The sequence below is a fragment of the Streptomyces sp. NPDC058880 genome, assembly GCF_042742535.1.
Classification (GTDB): domain Bacteria; phylum Actinomycetota; class Actinomycetes; order Streptomycetales; family Streptomycetaceae; genus Streptomyces.
Genome location: NZ_JBHYMC010000049.1, coordinates 17,131 through 33,462, shown reverse-complemented (window position 1 = coordinate 33,462; position 16,332 = coordinate 17,131). Strand labels below are relative to the sequence as shown.

At 74.0% G+C, this 16,332-nt stretch carries 16 protein-coding genes; 9 read left to right on the top strand and 7 right to left on the bottom strand.

Annotated elements, in window-relative coordinates; translation table 11 throughout:
- Positions 1-47 precede the first annotated feature (47 nt).
- Positions 48-752, bottom strand: a complete 705-nt coding sequence (locus ACFW2G_RS24260) for a GDSL-type esterase/lipase family protein (RefSeq protein ID WP_384583563.1) — start codon at positions 750-752, stop codon at positions 48-50.
- Between the two features lie 76 nt (positions 753-828).
- On the opposite strand from ACFW2G_RS24260, the gene ACFW2G_RS24255 reads away from it, so the two are divergent.
- Positions 829-1,836, top strand: a complete 1,008-nt coding sequence (locus ACFW2G_RS24255; protein WP_037924798.1) for a hypothetical protein — start codon at positions 829-831, stop codon at positions 1,834-1,836.
- Between the two features lie 80 nt (positions 1,837-1,916).
- On the opposite strand, the gene ACFW2G_RS24250 is transcribed toward ACFW2G_RS24255, so the two are convergent.
- Entirely contained in the window at positions 1,917-2,840 is a 924-nt protein-coding gene (locus ACFW2G_RS24250; RefSeq protein WP_384447755.1) for a DUF3027 domain-containing protein, read from the bottom strand.
- Between the two features lie 328 nt (positions 2,841-3,168).
- Between ACFW2G_RS24250 and ACFW2G_RS24245 the strand changes: the two genes are divergently transcribed.
- From ACFW2G_RS24245 to ACFW2G_RS24230, 4 genes are all read left to right on the top strand, one after another.
- Positions 3,169-4,545, top strand: a complete 1,377-nt coding sequence (locus tag ACFW2G_RS24245) for an MFS transporter (RefSeq protein WP_384447758.1) — start codon at positions 3,169-3,171, stop codon at positions 4,543-4,545.
- A gap of 252 nt (positions 4,546-4,797) precedes the next feature.
- A complete protein-coding gene (locus ACFW2G_RS24240) occupies positions 4,798-5,286 on the top strand; it encodes a hypothetical protein (protein ID WP_037924792.1) in 489 nt (162 codons plus the stop codon).
- Between the two features lie 13 nt (positions 5,287-5,299).
- Positions 5,300-6,070: a futalosine hydrolase gene (locus tag ACFW2G_RS24235; protein ID WP_384447761.1), complete on the top strand. Its 771-nt coding sequence runs from the start codon at positions 5,300-5,302 to the stop codon at positions 6,068-6,070.
- The gene (locus ACFW2G_RS24230) at positions 6,039-6,908 is read left to right on the top strand and encodes a 1,4-dihydroxy-6-naphthoate synthase (RefSeq protein ID WP_384447764.1); all 870 of its coding nucleotides are present in this window, start codon (positions 6,039-6,041) and stop codon (positions 6,906-6,908) included. Before ACFW2G_RS24235 ends, ACFW2G_RS24230 begins: the two co-directional genes overlap by 32 nt.
- A gap of 82 nt (positions 6,909-6,990) precedes the next feature.
- On the opposite strand, the gene ACFW2G_RS24225 is transcribed toward ACFW2G_RS24230, so the two are convergent.
- Entirely contained in the window at positions 6,991-7,374 is a 384-nt protein-coding gene (locus ACFW2G_RS24225; RefSeq protein ID WP_037924790.1) for a cold-shock protein, read from the bottom strand.
- 178 nt (positions 7,375-7,552) lie between these two features.
- Between ACFW2G_RS24225 and ACFW2G_RS24220 the strand changes: the two genes are divergently transcribed.
- Positions 7,553-7,831, top strand: coding sequence for a hypothetical protein (locus ACFW2G_RS24220; RefSeq protein ID WP_384447768.1), 279 nt, complete (start codon positions 7,553-7,555; stop codon positions 7,829-7,831).
- On the opposite strand, the gene ACFW2G_RS24215 is transcribed toward ACFW2G_RS24220, so the two are convergent.
- Both ACFW2G_RS24215 and ACFW2G_RS24210 read right to left on the bottom strand, forming a co-directional pair.
- Complete coding sequence (locus tag ACFW2G_RS24215; RefSeq protein ID WP_384583560.1) at positions 7,828-8,454, bottom strand: HAD family hydrolase; 627 nt, start codon at positions 8,452-8,454, stop codon at positions 7,828-7,830. The two genes, ACFW2G_RS24220 and ACFW2G_RS24215, sit on opposite strands and share 4 nt — an antisense overlap.
- A gap of 196 nt (positions 8,455-8,650) precedes the next feature.
- Positions 8,651-9,667, bottom strand: a complete 1,017-nt coding sequence (locus ACFW2G_RS24210; RefSeq protein ID WP_384447771.1) for a hypothetical protein — start codon at positions 9,665-9,667, stop codon at positions 8,651-8,653.
- A gap of 132 nt (positions 9,668-9,799) precedes the next feature.
- Between ACFW2G_RS24210 and ACFW2G_RS24205 the strand changes: the two genes are divergently transcribed.
- Both ACFW2G_RS24205 and ACFW2G_RS24200 read left to right on the top strand, forming a co-directional pair.
- Complete coding sequence (locus ACFW2G_RS24205; protein ID WP_384583557.1) at positions 9,800-12,235, top strand: helicase-associated domain-containing protein; 2,436 nt, start codon at positions 9,800-9,802, stop codon at positions 12,233-12,235.
- A 115-nt stretch (positions 12,236-12,350) separates the two neighbouring features.
- A complete protein-coding gene (locus ACFW2G_RS24200) occupies positions 12,351-12,950 on the top strand; it encodes a DUF4291 domain-containing protein (RefSeq protein ID WP_037924777.1) in 600 nt (199 codons plus the stop codon).
- A 43-nt stretch (positions 12,951-12,993) separates the two neighbouring features.
- Here the strand turns inward: ACFW2G_RS24200 and ACFW2G_RS24195 are convergent, their stop codons facing one another.
- Positions 12,994-13,536 carry a DoxX family membrane protein gene (locus tag ACFW2G_RS24195; protein ID WP_384447777.1) on the bottom strand — a complete coding sequence of 181 codons (543 nt, stop codon included), beginning with the start codon at positions 13,534-13,536 and terminating at the stop codon, positions 12,994-12,996.
- Between the two features lie 241 nt (positions 13,537-13,777).
- On the opposite strand from ACFW2G_RS24195, the gene ACFW2G_RS24190 reads away from it, so the two are divergent.
- Positions 13,778-15,421, top strand: a complete 1,644-nt coding sequence (locus ACFW2G_RS24190) for a DNA repair helicase XPB (protein ID WP_037924773.1) — start codon at positions 13,778-13,780, stop codon at positions 15,419-15,421.
- Here ACFW2G_RS24190 and ACFW2G_RS24185 read toward each other — a convergent pair.
- Positions 15,387-16,160 carry a glycosyltransferase 87 family protein gene (locus ACFW2G_RS24185; protein WP_384447781.1) on the bottom strand — a complete coding sequence of 258 codons (774 nt, stop codon included), beginning with the start codon at positions 16,158-16,160 and terminating at the stop codon, positions 15,387-15,389. The two genes, ACFW2G_RS24190 and ACFW2G_RS24185, sit on opposite strands and share 35 nt — an antisense overlap.
- Between the last annotated feature and the right edge of the window lie 172 nt (positions 16,161-16,332).

Below are 16,332 nucleotides of genomic sequence, written 5' to 3'. Positions count from 1 at the left end.
GTGGTCGCCGTCCTCTCGGGCGGCGGCCGCCTCCACCCCTTCGGCCGTCAGGACGCCGGCCCGGCGTCGTGCCCGGGGCGGTAGGGCCCGCCGATGCCCCAGGCCTGGTGCAGGACCGCGGCGAACTCCCCCGCGAGCCGGTGCTCGCCGGAGGCGTTGGGGTGGGTGCCGTCGTAGGTGTCCCGGTGGATGTCGTAGGCGGCCGGGCGCGCGGCCAGCAGGATCGGAGAGGTGTCCGTGGTGAGGTCGGCCACGGCCTTCGCGAGGAGCTCGTTGAACCGAACCACCTCGGCCGCGAAGGGGGCGTCCTCCTCTGCGCGGCTGTTCGGGATGACGGGCAGCAGCACCATGCGGACGCCGGGGCGGGCGGAGCGGGCGCCCGCTATGAAGCGGCGGACGTTGTCGGCGGTCTGCCCGGCGTCGGTGTAGAAGCCGAGGTCGATCAGGCCCAGGGAGACCAGCAGGACGTCCGGGCGGTGCGCGGCCACGGTCTCGCCCATGACGGGCGCCATGTGCTGCCAGCCCTCGCCCCAGCCGGCGAGGTGGCGGCGGGCGTGCTCGGGGAAGCCGGGGGCGGCGTACTCGTGGCTGATGGGCGCGTCGGCGGCGGTGTCGTAGACCTCGCAGCGCGGGCCGACGATCCGGTAGGGGCCGCCGAAGGTCGAGTTGAGGTGCTGCCACATCCGGTAGCGCCAGGTGTAGTCGCCGGCGCGTCCGATGGTCATGGAGTCGCCGACGAACATGAAACGCATCCGGTCATCATCGCGGATCGCGCGACAGAAGCCTCTGTGACGCCGGACACGCGCCACGTACTGGCACGCTGGGAGGATGCGCCTGCCCCTGCCGTCCGCCGCCCTCGCCGCCGCAGCACTCGCCGCCGCCCTCGCCGCCGTGCTGCCGGGCACGGCGTCCGCCGCGCAGCCCCCCGGCGCGTCCTCGTTCACCATCTCGGACCCGCGGATCAAGGAGTCGAGCGGGCTGGCGGCCAGCCGCATCCATCCGGGCGTCTACTGGACGCACAACGACAGCGAGGACGGCCCCTACGTCTACGCGGTGGACTCGGCCACCGGCGACACGGTGGCCCGGGTGACCATGGCGGGGATCGGCAGGCCGCGCGACATCGAGGCGATCTCGCTGGGCCCGGACGGCCTGCTCTACGTCGGGGACATCGGCGACAACCGCGGCGGCACCTGGGACCACGTGTGGATCTACCGCTTCCAGGAGCCGAGCCGACTCGGTGATGTCACCGTCAAGGCAACGCAGTTCACGGTGCGGTACGAGGACGGGCCGCGCGACGCCGAGTCCCTGATGGTCCATCCGGTGACGGGCCGCGTCTACATCGCGAGCAAGGACCAGAGCAAGGGCGCGCTGTACGAAGGCCCCGCGAAGCTGTCGACGGGCGGGGCCAACGTCTTCCGGCGGGTCGCGCCCGTCCCGTGGGTGACGGACGGGGCGTTCTCCCCGGACGGGAACCGGCTGACCCTGCGTGGCTACTTCACCGCCCGGACGTACCCGTGGAAGGACGGCCGGCCGGAGGGCGAGGGCGAGCGGGTGAACGCCCCGTGGCAGGGGCAGGCGGAGTCGGTGACCTACACGGTGGACGGCTCGACGCTCATGTTCGGCTCGGAGGGCACCAACAGCAAGGTGATCGCGGTCCCGGTGGCCGCGGCGGCGCCGTCCGGCGGTTCCGCCTCGCCGCAACCGGGATCTCCACCGGACGCGGCGACCTCACCGGGCCCGACGGGCGGCTTCGGCAAGGGCGCCCTGGTCCTCGCGGGCGGCCTGGCCCTGGTCTTCGGTGCGAAGCGCCTCTTCCGGCGCCGCACGCAGGACTGACGGAGCCGACGGGGCTGACGGAGCCGACGGGGCTGACGGGGCGGGACCTCGCGCACCGCGCCGCCGCGGGCCCGCGGGGGTCACGCGTGTCCGAGGTCCGGGTCCGCGGCCTGGGCGTCCGGGGCCGGAACCGAGCCCGTGTCGGCGGCCGGCCGCAGTGCGAACTCGTCCGAGGCCATCGAGTCCAGGACCGGCGGGGCCGGCCGCAGCGGCGCCGGCATGACCGCGGCCTCGGAGTGGCCGCCGCAGCCGTAGGACAGCGACACCAGGCGTCCGTCGGCCGGGCTGAACTCGTTCGCGCAGACGCCGAAGGCCTGGCCGAGCGAACCGCCGACGGCGACGAGGAAGCCGCAGGAGACACAGGACGCCGGGGCGGCCTGCGCCATCGGGGTCTTCGCCCCGAAGGACTCGTCCCAGCGGTCGGCCGCGCCGTGCAGCCCGTAGCGGGAGAGCACGCGCGCCCGGCGCATGCCGAGTTCCTCGGCGACCGCCGTGATGGATCCGCGGGCCGGAACGGTCACACGGTCGGTGACGTCGGCGTCCTCCGCCTCGACGAGTTCGGCCATCTCGGTGGAGACCACGGAGTTCGGCGGCGGGGCGTCCTCGTCCGACCAGCCCGGCTCCAGCCTCAGGTCATCGGCCTCGGTGGGCAGCAGGTCGCCCGGGCCCATGTCGCCGGGGCGCAGCCGGTCGCTCCACGGCACCCACTCGGGGGCCAGCAGGGCGTCGTCGCCGGGGAGCAGCACCGTTTCGTCGAGGGTGACGTTCTTGGCCCGGGAGGCGCGGGCCACGGTGACGGCCCAGCGCCAGCCGCGGTATCCCGGTTCCTTCGACTCGAAGAAGTGGGTGACGACGCGGTCGCCCTCCGCCACGGCGGAGACGTGCGCGCCCACCACACCGGGGAAGGCGGCCTCCTCGGCGGCCGCGCGGGCGAGTTCCACCGCCTCGACGCACAGGCGGTCGGGGGTACGCGGGGTACGGCTTCGCGTCGTCGCAGCACTCACTGGTCTCGTTCTCTCCTACGCCGTCTCACGTGTGCGCCGTCCGTACTGTCGTCCACAACGACCCGGTGGTGCTGTCCGTACGAGGCGCGGGCGGAGCGGACCAGAGGGCCGCGTCGACGTCCGCACCCGATCGGACTCCGGGCACACCCCACTGCGATCCATTCTGCGGGATCACGAAGAGGCGCGCGGCCAGGAGCAACCGCCGGTGGCGCGCTACGCACGCTACCTCCTCTCAAGCCCTGGGCACACATGCAAGGTCCGATTCGCGGACAAGCCGCCGGTTCCGCGACGCGCCGGGAGGCGTCCGCGGGGGCCCGGGTGGGGCACTATGTCGAGTGTGGCACCCGCACGGTCGTCCGACGACGGCTCGGGACCGGCCAGGCGGGCCGGCCGGGCTGTCGGGCGTGCTCTGCACCGTCCGATCACCGGTCCGGCCAAGGGGATCCGGCGGGCCACGCACGCGCACGGAGCGGGCGAGTCGGGCCTGGGCAAGCTGATCGAGCTGCACGCGATCAACGGCGCGGGCGACATGATGATCACGGTGGCACTGGCGTCGACGGTGTTCTTCTCCGTGCCGACGGACGAGGCGCGGGGCCGGGTGGCCCTGTACCTGGCGATCACGATGGCGCCCTTCACGGTGCTGGCCCCGGTGATCGGTCCGCTGCTGGACCGGCTGCCGCACGGCCGCAGGGCCTCGATGGCGGCGGCGATGCTGGCGCGGGCGCTGCTCGCCGTGACCATGTCGGGAGCGGTGGCCACGGGGGGTCTGCAGCTGTATCCGGCGGCACTGGGCGTGCTGGTGGCGTCCAAGTCGTACGGAGTCGTACGCAGTGCCGTGGTCCCGCGGCTGCTCCCACCGAAGTTCTCACTCGTCAAGGCGAACTCCCGGGTCACGCTGGCCGGTCTGCTGGCCACGGGCGCAGCGGCGCCGGTGGCTGCCGGGCTGAACTCGATCGGGCCGCAGTGGCCGCTGTACGGGGCCTGCGTCGTCTTCCTGGTCGGCACCTTCGCCGCGTTCACGCTGCCGCACAAGGTGGACGAGGCGAAGGGCGAGCGCCGCGCCCGGCTGTCGACGCACGAGGCGCACTCGAAGCGGCCGGGGCTGCGGACGGTCAGCCGCAGCGTGCTGTGCGGGCTGCTGGCGAACGCGGCGATGCGCGGACTGTCCGGATTCCTGATCTTCTTCCTGGCGTTCCTGCTGCGCGAGCACCCGCTGGCGGGGCAGAGCGCGGCGGTGTCCCTGGGCATCGTCGGCGTGTCGGCGGGGGTGGGCAACGCCTGCGGGACGGCGGTGGGCGCGTGGCTGCGGGCGCGGGCGCCGGAGGCGATCGTCGCGTCGGTGCTCTGCGTGACGCTGGGGGTGGCGGTGCTGGCGGCCGTCTTCTACAGCGGGCTGTTCGTGGCGGTGCTGGCCGCGACGGCGGGCTTCTGCCAAGCGCTGGCGAAGCTGTCGCTGGACGCGATGATCCAGCGGGACGTGCCGGAGGCGGTGCGGACCTCCGCGTTCGCCCGTTCGGAGACGCTGCTCCAGGTGGCGTGGGTGATGGGCGGGGCGATCGGCATCGCGCTGCCGCTGAACGGCGTACTGGGCATGTCGGTGGCGGCGGCGATCGTCGCGCTGGGCGCGGCCATGGCAGTCCGCGGCGTCATCTCGGCCCCTCGCCACCACTCCCGGCAACGCCCGTCCCGCCCCAGCGTGGCCTGACCCCCCGGCTCCCGCCCGTCGCGGCCGCGCCCGTACGGGCGCGGTGGCGACGACACGCGCACGGTTCCCGGCGGGAGTCACGCCCGCCCCCCGGTGGAACCCTGACGACGGCACGCCCGCCCCGGTGGGGAGCCACAGGGCGCCACGCCCACCCCCGAACGGCCACCCGGCCGGAAGCCGAACGGCGGCGCGCCGCGGGCCTGCGGTACCCCGTGCAGCGGCGCAGCCCAGGGGCCCGATAGCCTTCGGCTCATGACCGCACCGCTTTTCTCGGGTAGGGCCCGCCGCAGCGTCGCGGCCCTCGGAGCCGTGTCCGCCGGCCTCCTCCTTCTCTCCGCCTGCGACAAGCCGACCCCGCTCGCGACCGTGACGGTCGGCAGCGAGTCGGTTTCCGCCGAGGCCACTTGCCACAACGACGGCAAGGAGCTCTCCGTGGACGAGGTCCAGGAGTGCCTCACGAACCTGAAGAACCCCAAGACCATCGAGTACGGCCGCGGCGACACGCTGCGGCTCGGCGTCGAGCCGGCGATCGTCGAGGACGGCAAGCGCTGGTCGGCGGTGCTCGACGGCCAGCCGATCACCGAGCCCTCGTCGAACACCTACCGCAGCTTCCCCGGCGCCGACGTCTTCGCGACGGGCGGCCAGGGCGAGGCCCCGACCTCGAAGAGGCTGGCGTTCCTGCAGATCGACGAGGCCGGCAAGCCGCTTGCCGTCTGGTCCTTCAACCTCAAGCTCAAGTAACCGGGCGACACCGGTGCGCGCGCTCGTCGTGACGGCGGTGGGGGCGGAGTCGGACTCCGTCCTCGCCGGTCTGACCCCTCATCCGGACAGTCCCGGTCCCGAGCCGCGCACGCTCCCCCCGGGGCGTCCCCGGACGCAGTCCGGGGCGGGATACCCCGTCACCCGCCGGGACCTGCCGGGCATCGCCCTCGACGTGCTCGTCGGCGGCGTCGGTCCCGCGGCGGCCGCCGCGGGCACGGCCACGGCGCTGGCCCTCGGCGAGTACGAGCTCGTCGTCAGCGCCGGCATCGGCGGCGGGTTCGCGCCCGCCGCGCCGGTCGGCTCCCTGGTGGTCGCGGACGCGATCGTCGCCGCCGACCTCGGGGCACAGACCCCCGAAGGGTTCCTCGACGTGGCGGCGCTGGGCTTCGGGCACAGCGTGCACCTGCCGCCCGCCGAACTGGCCGCCCGGGCCGCGGAGGCGACCGGGGCCCTGCTGGCGCCCGTACTGACCGTGTCCACCGTGACCGGAACCGCCGACGGGGCGGCCGCTCTCACGGCCCGGCACCCGCTGGCCGGTGCCGAGGCCATGGAGGGCTTCGGGGTGGCGGAAGCGGCCGCCGCGTACGGCCTGCCCGTGCTGGAGATCCGCGCCGTGTCCAACACCGTGGGACCGCGCGACCGTGCCGCCTGGCGGATCGGGGACGCGCTGGCGGCGCTCGCCGAAGGCTTCCGCGTGCTCGGGCCCGTACTCGCGAACTGGGGAGAACGCCATGAGCAACACCACCACCGTGGCCGACGGTGAAGCGCTGAAGATCGCCTATTCGCCCTGCCCGAACGACACGTTCGTCTTCGACGCATGGGCGCACGGCCGGGTACCGGGCGCCCCGGCACTGGACGTCACCTTCGCGGACATCGACATCACCAACGGGATGGCCGAGCGCGGCGAACTGGACGTGCTGAAGGTGTCGTACGCGGTGCTGCCGTGGGTGCTGGAGGAGTACGCGCTGCTGCCCTGCGGCGGTGCGCTCGGGCGCGGCTGCGGACCGCTGGTCCTGACCCGGGAGCCCGGCCTGGACCTGGTGGGGAGGACCGTCGCGGTGCCGAGCGAGCGCTCCACCGCCTACCTGCTGTTCCGGCTGTGGGCGGCGGACGTGCTGCCGGAGGGCGTCGGCGAGGTGGTCGTCCTGCCGTTCCACGAGATCATGCCGGCGGTGCGCGACGGCCGGGTGGACGCCGGACTGGTCATCCACGAGGCCCGGTTCACCTACCAGGACTACGGGCTGCACTGCCTGGCCGACATGGGCGAGCACTGGGAGTCCGCCACCGGCCTGCCGATCCCGCTCGGCGCGATCATCGCGAAGCGCTCGCTGGGGGCGGAGCGGCTGCGCGAGCTGGCCGCATCGGCGCGCGCCTCCGTTCGGATGGCCTGGGACGACCCGCAGGCCTCCCGCCCGTACGTGCGCGCACACGCTCAGGAACTGGACCCGGTCGTCGCCGACCAGCACATCGGGCTGTACGTCAACGAGTTCACGGCGGACCTGGGCGAATCCGGCTACGCGGCGGTGCGCGGGCTGCTGACGAGGGCCGCGGCCGAGGGGCTGGTACCGGCCATCGCGCCGGACGCGCTCGCCTTCCCGTAGCCGGTGCGGGCGCCGTACGCGACGGCGCCCCGCCGCTCGCAGGAAACCCTGTACGAGGGGCGGGGCGCAGGTGCCTACGCGGTCAGACGTCGAGCTGGTCGGCCACCGCGCGCAGCAGACCGGCGATCTTCGTGCCGTGCGCCTTGTCGGGGTAGCGGCCGCGCTCCAGCATCGGGGTGATGTTCTCCAGCAGGGTGGTGAGGTCCTGCACGATCGAGGCGAGCTCGTCGGGCTTGCGGCGCTGGGCGGCCGCTACGGACGGCGCCGGATCCAGCACGGTCACCGAAAGTGCCTGGTCACCGCGTTGTCCGGCGACGACACCGAACTCGACTCGCTGACCGGGCTTGAGGGCATCGACCCCGGCGGGGAGCACCGACGAGTGGACGAAGACGTCGCCGCCGTCGTCACGGGAGAGAAAGCCGAAGCCCTTCTCACTGTTGAACCACTTGACCTTGCCGGTAGGCACGTCCGTCCTCTGTCCTTGTGCTCGTCGGGGGTCCGAAGGGCCGCGAACGGCTCCGGACAACAGCGCAGCGGGTCATGTGTGACCCGCCACCTCAAGGCTAATGGTCGGGGACCGGGTGACAAGACGTTCCCCGGTCCTTCACGGTCGGCTGCTTCGGCCAGGGAACTACCCTGGTGAGGTGACTGTTACTCCTCATGCGGACGAAGCACGGCCCGGCGACGGACTGGTCAGGGCCGGCGGCATCGTGTTCATCGCCGGTGCCGTGGCCACTCTGGCCACGATGGCCCCGCTGTTCCTCGGCACCGACCCGTTCCCGTCGTACGCGTGGGCCGTGTGCATGCTGATGGGCGTCGGCTTCGCGATCTCCGCCGCGGGCGTGCTGCGCTCGGCGGCCGCACAGCGCAACGCGGCGCGCGCCTCCCAGGAGCCCCGGGCCCTGCCCGGCCGCACGCCCTAGACGGGCTGCGCGGCGACGTACCGCGCGAGCCACTGCGGCAGCGCGGTGAGGTCCGCCAGCACCACGTCCGCGCCCGCGGCGCGCAGTTCCGGCTCCGGGCACGGGCCGGTCGGCACCGCCACGGACAGTGCACCGGCCGTCCGGGCACCGCGTACGTCACCGATGTGGTCGCCGACGTAGATCTGCGCCCCGTGCTCGCGCAGCGCACCCGCCTTGGCCTCCGCCCACAGCCAGCCGATCACCGCGTCCGGCTCGATGCCGAGGTGCTCCAGGTGCAGGCGGGCGTTGGGCTCGTGCTTGGCGGTGACGACGATCGCGCGGCCGCCCATCGCCTGGACGGCGGCGACGGCCTCGCGGGCGCCGGGCATGGCCGGGGTCGGCGCGATGGCGTGGTCGGGGTAGATCTCCCGGTAGCGGTCCGCCATGGCCGGGATCTCGGCCTGCGGGAACCAGTACGCCAGCTCCTCGTCCAGCGGCGGGCCCAGGCGGGTGACCGCCGCGTCGGCGTCGATGTACGTCCCCGTCTCGGCCGACAGCGCCCGGTAGGCGGCGTGGATCCCCGGGCGGGAGTCGATCAGGGTCATGTCGAGGTCGAAGCCGACGGTGAGGTTCATACCGCCCATTGTGCCGAGGGCAGCGGACGGTGGTGGACGGTGCGGCGAACCTTCCCGGAACTCGTGTTCAACCTTTTCGACGCGGCGCGGGACTTTGGGCCCGGCTACCGGCGGGACGGGATACGGGACCAGGGCCCCCGACCGGAGGCCGGACACCACGCGACAGCCGGCGGCCTCGACTTCGAGACCTTCGCCCGGCGTCGCCTCAGCGCCGGCGCGCCCGCCACACCAGGTACAGCACGGACGCCAGCGCGGCGCCCCGCAGCAGCCACGGCCACATCCCCTGAACCGCGCCGCCGACCTGGTCGTCGGCGAGGCTCTCGCCCCACGTGCCGTTGGTACGGCCCCATAGCCACACCGCGGCGCCCGCGAGGAACACTCCGGGCGGCCCGAAGACGGCCCACTTGCGTTCGGCGGGCCCCAGCACCCGGGAGGCGTACGGCAGCAGCCAGCCGATGACGAGCAGCAGCCACTGCCCGCTGACGACACCGGCGACGAGGACCGCCGCGGCCAGCAGCAGGAAGGCGTTGGGCCGCGGACGGGCCGGAGCCGTGGCCTCCTCCGGCTGCGCCCCGGCCTCCGCGGCGGCCGCCGCCTTCGCCCGCCGCCGCTCGCGCAGGAACCGTACGAGGGTCCGCGTACGCGAGTCCGGCGGCCCGGGTGCACCCGCTGCCCCCGCCGCCTCCTCCTCGGCGTCCTGCCCCGGCTCCTTCTCGAACGGGCCCGGCATCTCGATGCCGCCCGCGAAGCCCTCGACCTGCGGGCCGCGTCCGTAGCTGCCGGGCGTCATCCGCCACCAGTCGGGCTCGGCGCCGCCGGACGGTCCGAGCTCGTCCAGCCCGGCCAGGTGCGGCGGCACGTTCTGCGCCTCGGGCTCCTGCTCGGGCGCCGGCCGCGGCGGGGGCACCCCGGGCAGGCGCAGTCGGCCGGCGGCCCGCTGGGCGGGCACCGACGGGACCTGCTCGGCGGGGCCTGCGGCGGAAGCCGCGCCCTGCCGGGAGCCGAGGGCGTCCAGGACCTCCTCGGGCGTGCCGATGCGTTCCAGGATGCGGCGTACGGCCGCCGGGGTCTCCGGGTCGTACTTGGCGCGCCGACGGTCGATCTCGTCCCGCAGGCCCGCCACGAGCCTCATCCGGTCACCGGAGGCGAGGTGCCGTCGTTGCGCCAAGTCCCCGACGGCGCTCAGATATTCGTAGACCAGGTGGTCGCTTTCGATCCCCACGCCCAGGCTCCTCCCGTACCGCCTCTCCCGAAGGTAGCGCGTGCACCCGTGGAGCCGCCCCGGGCGCAGCGGATACCGTTGGCCGGATGGGGACCGGCCGACACGACCGGCCGACGCGACCGGGAGGCGACTGTGCCCGAGCCAAGCACTGCTGCGGGAGCTCCGGAGAACGGGACCGGGACGACGTCCCCGCGCTCCCTCGCCGAGGCGCTGCGCGCCCGCGACGACGCCGCGCTCTGTGCCCTGCTGCACTCCCGCCCGGACCTGCTGAACCCGGTCCCGGGCGACGTGACCCAGCTCGCCACGCGCGCCGGGACCCGGGCCTCGGTGGTGCGGGCCCTGGAGCGGCTGGACCGGTTCACCCTGCAGACGGTCGAAGCCCTCGCCGTGGCCCCCGACCCATGCCCGTACCCGGTGCTGGAGGGGCTGCTGACCGGCGGCGAGGACGAGCGGGCCCGTACCGCGCTCCCCCGGGCCCTGGCCACCCTGCGCGACCAGGCCCTGGTGTGGGGCGCCGAGGACCGGCTGCGTCTGGTGCGCACCGCCCGCGAGCTGCTCGCACCATCCGCGCAGCGGCCTTCGCCGACCGGACTGGGGCCGACCGTCGCCGAGGCCACCGCCGGGATGTCGCCGACGCGAGTGCAGGAGATCGTGGCGGCGGCCGGGCTGCCCGCCACGCACGACCCGGTCTCCGCGGTCACGGCGCTGACCGCGCTGTTCACCGACCCGGAACGGATGTCCGCGCTGCTGGACGAGGCCCCGGCCGAGGCGCACCAGGTGCTGGGCCGGCTGGTGTGGGGTCCGCCGTACGGAGAGGTGACCCCGAACCCGGCACCGCCGGTGCGCTGGCTGCGCGACCGGGGTCTGCTGTTGCCCGCGACGGCACGGACCGTGGTCCTGCCGCGGGAGGTGGCACTGCACCTGCGCGGCGGCCTCGCCCACCGGGACACCTCACCGGTGGCTCCGCCGGTGACCGCGCACCGCGAGCACCGGCCGCCGCTCGTGGACGCGAACGCCGCCGGCCAGGCGCTGGCCGCGCTGGCCACCGTCGAGGAGCTGGTGAAGTCCTGGGAGCACACCGGTCCGCCGGTGCTGCGGGCGGGCGGGCTGTCCGTAAGGGACCTGAAGCGGGCCGCGGCAGCCCTGGACACCACCGAGGCGTCCGCGGCGTTCTGGATCGAACTGGCCTACGCGGCCGGGCTGCTGGCCAGCGACGGGGAGGCCGACGAGCGGTACGCGCCCACCCCGGCCTTCGACGACTGGCGCGAACTGCCGCCCGCCGAACGGTGGTCGGCGCTGGCCGCCGCCTGGCTGCCGGCGACCCGTACGGCCGGCCTGGTCGGCGAGCAGGACGCGAAGGCGCGCACCCTGTCGGCGCTCGGCCCCGAACTGGACCGCTCCGCCGCGCCCGAGGTGCGCCGGCGCGTCCTGGAACTCCTCGCGGACCTGCCGGAGGGCGGCTCCCCCGATGCGGAGGCGGTGCTGGCGCGGCTCGCGTGGGAGCGTCCCGTGCGCACGCCGAGCGACCTGCGGGCCCGGCTGGCGGGCTGGGCGCTGACCGAGGCGGAGGTCCTCGGGGTGACCGGCAGGGGCGCCCTGTCGGGGCCCGGCCGGGCCCTGCTGGAAGACCGGGACCCGGCGCCGCTCCTGGCACCGCTGCTGCCGGAGCCGGTCGACCACGTACTGCTGCAGGCGGACCTGACGGCGGTGGCGCCGGGACCGCTGCGCCGCCCGCTCGGGGACACCCTCGCGGTGCTCGCCGACGTGGAGTCCAAGGGCGGGGCGACGGTGTACCGCTTCACTCCGGGATCGGTGCGGCGGGCGCTGGACGCCGGCCATGCCGCCGCCGACCTGCACGCCTTCCTCAAGGAGCACAGCCGTACGCCGGTGCCACAGCCGCTGGCGTACCTGATCGACGACGTGGCCCGCCGGCACGGACACCTGCGGGTCGGCGCGGCCTCCTCGTACGTGCGCTGCGACGACGACGCGATGCTGGGCGAGATCCTGGCGGACAAGCGCTCGGCGGGGCTGGGGCTGCGCCGATTGGCGCCCACGGTGCTGGCCGCGCGGGCCGAACCGACCGCGCTGCTGGAGGGCCTGCGGGCGATGGGGTACGCGCCGGCCGCGGAGTCCGGTACCGGCGACGTGCTGGTGGCACGGGCCGACGCCCACCGCACACCGGCCCGCTCGGCACCCGTACCGGTACCGGACGGTCCGCCGGTGCCGGACGCGACGCTGCTCGGGGCGGCCGTACGGGCGATCCGTGCGGGCGACCTGGCGGCGACGGCGGTCCGCAAGGAGCCGGGGCCGGCCGCCGCCGTGCCGGGCGATCTCCCGCGCACGAGCGCGGCGGAGACGCTGGCGACGGTACAGGCGGCGGCCCTGACGGGGTCGGCGGTGTGGATCGGCTACGTGAACGCGGACGGCGCCGCGAGCCAGCGGGTCATCGCCCCGGTGCGCGTCGAGGGCGGCTTCGTCACGGGCTACGACCACACGGCGGACGAGGTCCGCACCTACGCCCTGCACCGCGTGACCGGCGTGGCGGAACTGGCGGACGAACACCTCTGAGACGAGCCGTGGCGGCGATCGGGGCGCGAGGGTCCGGGAGCGGTGCCCCCGTGACGGTCCCTCACGGTGCGGAAAACGGCTGGCCGGGCCGCCGGGCGCTCGGCACGCTGGGATCATGCAAGCCGTACCGCACCGCCGGATCCGCGCCGCCCACACCGACACCACCCTCACCGTCTACCAGGCCTACGCACCCCGTCTCGGGGTCCCGGCCGCCCGCGACAACCGCTTCCCGCCCGCCTGGAAGCGCGAGCGGATGACGTGGATCAAGCCGTCGTTCCTGTGGATGATGTACCGCTGCGGCTGGGCCACCAAGGCCGACCAGGAAACGGTACTGGCGGTCGAGATCACCCGCGAAGGCTTCGACCGGGCACTGCGCGGGGCCTGCCTGTCGCACTTCGAGGCGGGCGTACACGCCGACCGGGCGTCCTGGCAGGAGTCGCTGCGCGCGGCGCCCGCCCGCGTGCAGTGGGACCCCGAGCGCGACCTGCACCTGAACCCGCTGCCGTACCGCTCGCTCCAGCTGGGCCTGTCGGGTCCGGCGTCGCGGGCGTACGCCGACGCGTGGACGGTCTCCATCCGCGATGTGACCCCGCTGGTCCGGGAGATCCACGGCCTGCTCCGGTCGGGCGCGGAGGGGGCCGAGGACGCGGCCCGCGCCCTGCTGCCGGTGGAGACCCCCTACCCGTCGGGTCCGCTGGAGCACCTGGGCGCGTGAGCGCCCGCCCTGCGGTGCCGTGCGGTGGTGCCGTGCCGTGCCGTCAGTCCCGGATGAGCAGGACGACGAAGCCCGCGACGGCACCCACCAGCAGGGCGAGCAGGGAGTACTGGGGCCGTGATGCGCGCAGTACCGGGAGGTGGTGGTCGACGGCATAGCGGCCGGGCCCGGTGAGCGTGAGGGCGATGACCGAGGCGAAGAGCACCACTTCGAGTTCCACGCCCTTGGGCGGGAAGTAGGCACCGAAGCCGCGGACCTCGAGGATGTTGATGAAGACGCCGGTCAGGGCGGCGCCGGCGAGCGGGGTCAGCAGGCCGAGGGCCAGACCCAGGCCGCCGAGGGTTTCGGAGAGACCGGCGATGACGGCCATGGCGTCCCCGGCGGGATAGCCGGCCGTGGAGAAGCCCTTGCCGGTCGCGGTGAGGCCCGGGCCGCCGAACCAGCCGAAGAGCTTCATCGTGCCGTGGGCGGCCATGGTGAGGCCGACGACGAGACGCAGCAGGAGCAGGCCGACGTCGTGGACGACCGTGGCGGCGGGCGGCGAGGGGTCGAGGAGGCGCGACCGGTCGAACCGCGTGGAGGTCATGAGCGTCCGTTCGTCAGGAGGTTCCGGTCCCCCCGGTCGCCTGAGCGACGGCCACCCTATGACAGCACTTTCGCGATCATCGGGCCGCAACGTCGCGGGGCGGCGTCCTCGACCCGTTCGGCCCCGTCCCCGGCCTGCTGCGCGCGGGACTGGGCGGCTGACCCGCCGGGGCGACGTGTTCCCAGCTCCGGCGCCGTACGGCACACTGGAGGTTTGACCTGAGTGAAACGGGGCGCCGCGCGTGAATGGTCCACTTATCGTCCAGAGCGACAAGACCCTCCTGCTGGAGGTCGACCACGAGCTCGCCGGAGCCGCGCGCCGCGCCATCGCTCCGTTCGCCGAGCTGGAGCGGGCACCCGAGCACATCCACACCTACCGGATCACCCCGCTCGGGCTGTGGAACGCCCGGGCCGCCGGGCACGACGCCGAGCAGGTCGTCGACGCGCTCGTGGAGTACTCCCGCTACCCGGTGCCGCATGCGCTGCTCGTCGACGTCGCCGAGACCATGGCCCGGTACGGCCGCCTCACCCTCTCCAAGCACCCCGTGCACGGCCTGGTGCTGACCAGCACCGACCGGCCGGTGCTGGAGGAGATCCTGCGGTCGAAGAAGATCACCCCGCTGGTCGGGGCGCGGCTCGACCCGGACACCGTGGCCGTGCACCCCTCCGAGCGCGGACAGATCAAGCAGACGCTGCTCAAGCTGGGCTGGCCCGCCGAGGACCTCGCCGGCTACGTCGACGGCGAGGCGCACCCGATCGACCTGGCGGAGGACGGCTGGGCACTGCGCCCGTACCAGCAGCAGGCCGTCGAGGGCTTCTGGCACGGCGGCTCCGGCGTGGTCGTGCTGCCCTGCGGCGCCGGCAAGACGCTCGTCGGCGCGGGCGCGATGGCGAAGGCCAGGGCGACCACGCTGATCCTGGTCACGAACACCGTGTCGGCTCGCCAGTGGAAGCACGAGCTGGTCAGGCGGACGTCGCTGACGGAGGACGAGATCGGCGAGTACTCCGGCACCCGCAAGGAGATCCGGCCGGTCACGATCGCCACGTACCAGGTCCTGACGACGAAGCGGAAGGGCGTCTACCCGCACCTGGAGCTCTTCGACTCCCGGGACTGGGGCCTGATCGTCTACGACGAGGTGCACCTGCTGCCCGCGCCGGTTTTCAAGTTCACCGCCGACCTGCAGGCGCGGCGCCGGCTGGGCCTGACGGCGACGCTGGTGCGCGAGGACGGGCGGGAGTCGGACGTCTTCTCACTGATCGGGCCGAAGCGGTTCGACGCCCCGTGGAAGGAGATCGAGGCGCAGGGCTACATCGCGCCCGCCGACTGCGTGGAGGTCCGGGTCAACCTGACCGAGTCCGAGCGCCTGGCGTACGCGACCGCCGAGACGGAGGAGAAGTACCGCTTCTGCGCGACGACGGCGACGAAGCGGAAGGTCACCGAGGCGCTGGTGCGCAAGCACCGGGGCGAGCAGACCCTCGTCATCGGGCAGTACATCGACCAGCTCGACGAGCTTGGTGAGCACCTGGGCGCGCCCGTCATCAAGGGCGAGACCTCCAACGCGCAGCGCGAGAAGCTCTTCGACGCCTTCCGCGAGGGCGAGATCAGCGTGCTGGTCGTCTCGAAGGTCGCGAACTTCTCCATCGACCTGCCGGAGGCCACGGTCGCCATCCAGGTGTCGGGCACCTTCGGTTCGCGCCAGGAGGAGGCGCAGCGCCTGGGCCGTGTCCTGCGCCCGAAGGCGGACGGCCACGAGGCGCGTTTCTACTCGGTCGTCGCGCGCGACACGATCGACCAGGACTTCGCCGCGCACCGGCAGCGGTTCCTCGCCGAGCAGGGGTACGCCTACCGGATCATGGACGCCGACGAGCTGCTGGCGAACGACTGACCGTCCGGTTGCGGGCGGTGCGGACCCGCGCGACGAGCACGGTGAGCAGCGGGACGCACCAGACCCACAGGCCCGGCCCGTCCAGCACGAGGGCGCGGCCGGTGGCGGCCAGGTGCCGGGACCAGAACGCGGCGGATTCCTCGGGCAGGACCAGCCGTCCGAGCAGGGCGGTGCCGGCCAGGGCGGCCAGTGCCGTCAGTCCGGCCCGCACCCGGCGGGTGGCCAGCAGGTACGGGACGAGGACCGCCGGGGTCAGGGTGATCCCGGCGGCGGTTCCCAGTGCGAAGCCCTTGCCGAGCGCGGCACCGGGGCGGGCCAGGTCCCACAGGACCAGGCAGGCGAGGGCGAGGTTGACCTGACCGGGGAGCGGGGCCTGGAACAGCGGCTCCAGCCACAGACCGGCGATGGTGGCGGCCAGGACGGGCGCGGTCCTGGCCGGCAGTCCCGCGAGCCGGCAGGACAGGGCGATCAGCAGGGCGAGCAGGGCGGCGTTGCCGAGGAGGAGCACGGCTTTCAGTAACCCGGTCGGCAGCCAGGCCGCCGGGGTGAACAGGATCGCCGCGAACGGCGGGTACCCGGCGGGTGGGCGCCATTCGGCGGCGGAGAGGCCCCGGGCCAGGTCGTCGGCCATCGGGACGCGCAGGGCGATGCAGAGCACGCCCAGTACGAGCAGCGAGCCCGTCGCCAGCACACCGGCGAGGGACGACGGCGAGCGGCTGGGAGCGGGGCTCAAGGTCACGCGCGTGACCCTAGTGGATCTACGCGTTCACCCTCAGCTCATTGCAACGCATAAGGGGATTCCGCAGTGCATTCAGCGTCAGATTGATTGCAACGACTGCCAAATATCCCTTATAGAGAAGCCCTCATGACCCTCTCAAGCTTGTTGCCCGATCAGTGAACGCAATGTAGCT

What these genes read in the sequence shown, in the direction of transcription:
- ACFW2G_RS24260 (WP_384583563.1), bottom strand. Translation starts at nt 752, where the DNA reads ATGCGTTTCATGTTCGTCGGCGACTCCATGACCATCGGACGCGCCGGC.
- ACFW2G_RS24255 (WP_037924798.1), top strand. Translation starts at nt 829, where the DNA reads ATGCGCCTGCCCCTGCCGTCCGCCGCCCTCGCCGCCGCAGCACTCGCC.
- ACFW2G_RS24245 (WP_384447758.1), top strand. Translation starts at nt 3,169, where the DNA reads ATGTCGAGTGTGGCACCCGCACGGTCGTCCGACGACGGCTCGGGACCG.
- ACFW2G_RS24240 (WP_037924792.1), top strand. Translation starts at nt 4,798, where the DNA reads ATGACCGCACCGCTTTTCTCGGGTAGGGCCCGCCGCAGCGTCGCGGCC.
- ACFW2G_RS24230 (WP_384447764.1), top strand. Translation starts at nt 6,039, where the DNA reads ATGAGCAACACCACCACCGTGGCCGACGGTGAAGCGCTGAAGATCGCC.
- ACFW2G_RS24215 (WP_384583560.1), bottom strand. Translation starts at nt 8,454, where the DNA reads ATGGGCGGTATGAACCTCACCGTCGGCTTCGACCTCGACATGACCCTG.
- ACFW2G_RS24200 (WP_037924777.1), top strand. Translation starts at nt 12,351, where the DNA reads ATGCAAGCCGTACCGCACCGCCGGATCCGCGCCGCCCACACCGACACC.
- ACFW2G_RS24195 (WP_384447777.1), bottom strand. Translation starts at nt 13,536, where the DNA reads ATGACCTCCACGCGGTTCGACCGGTCGCGCCTCCTCGACCCCTCGCCG.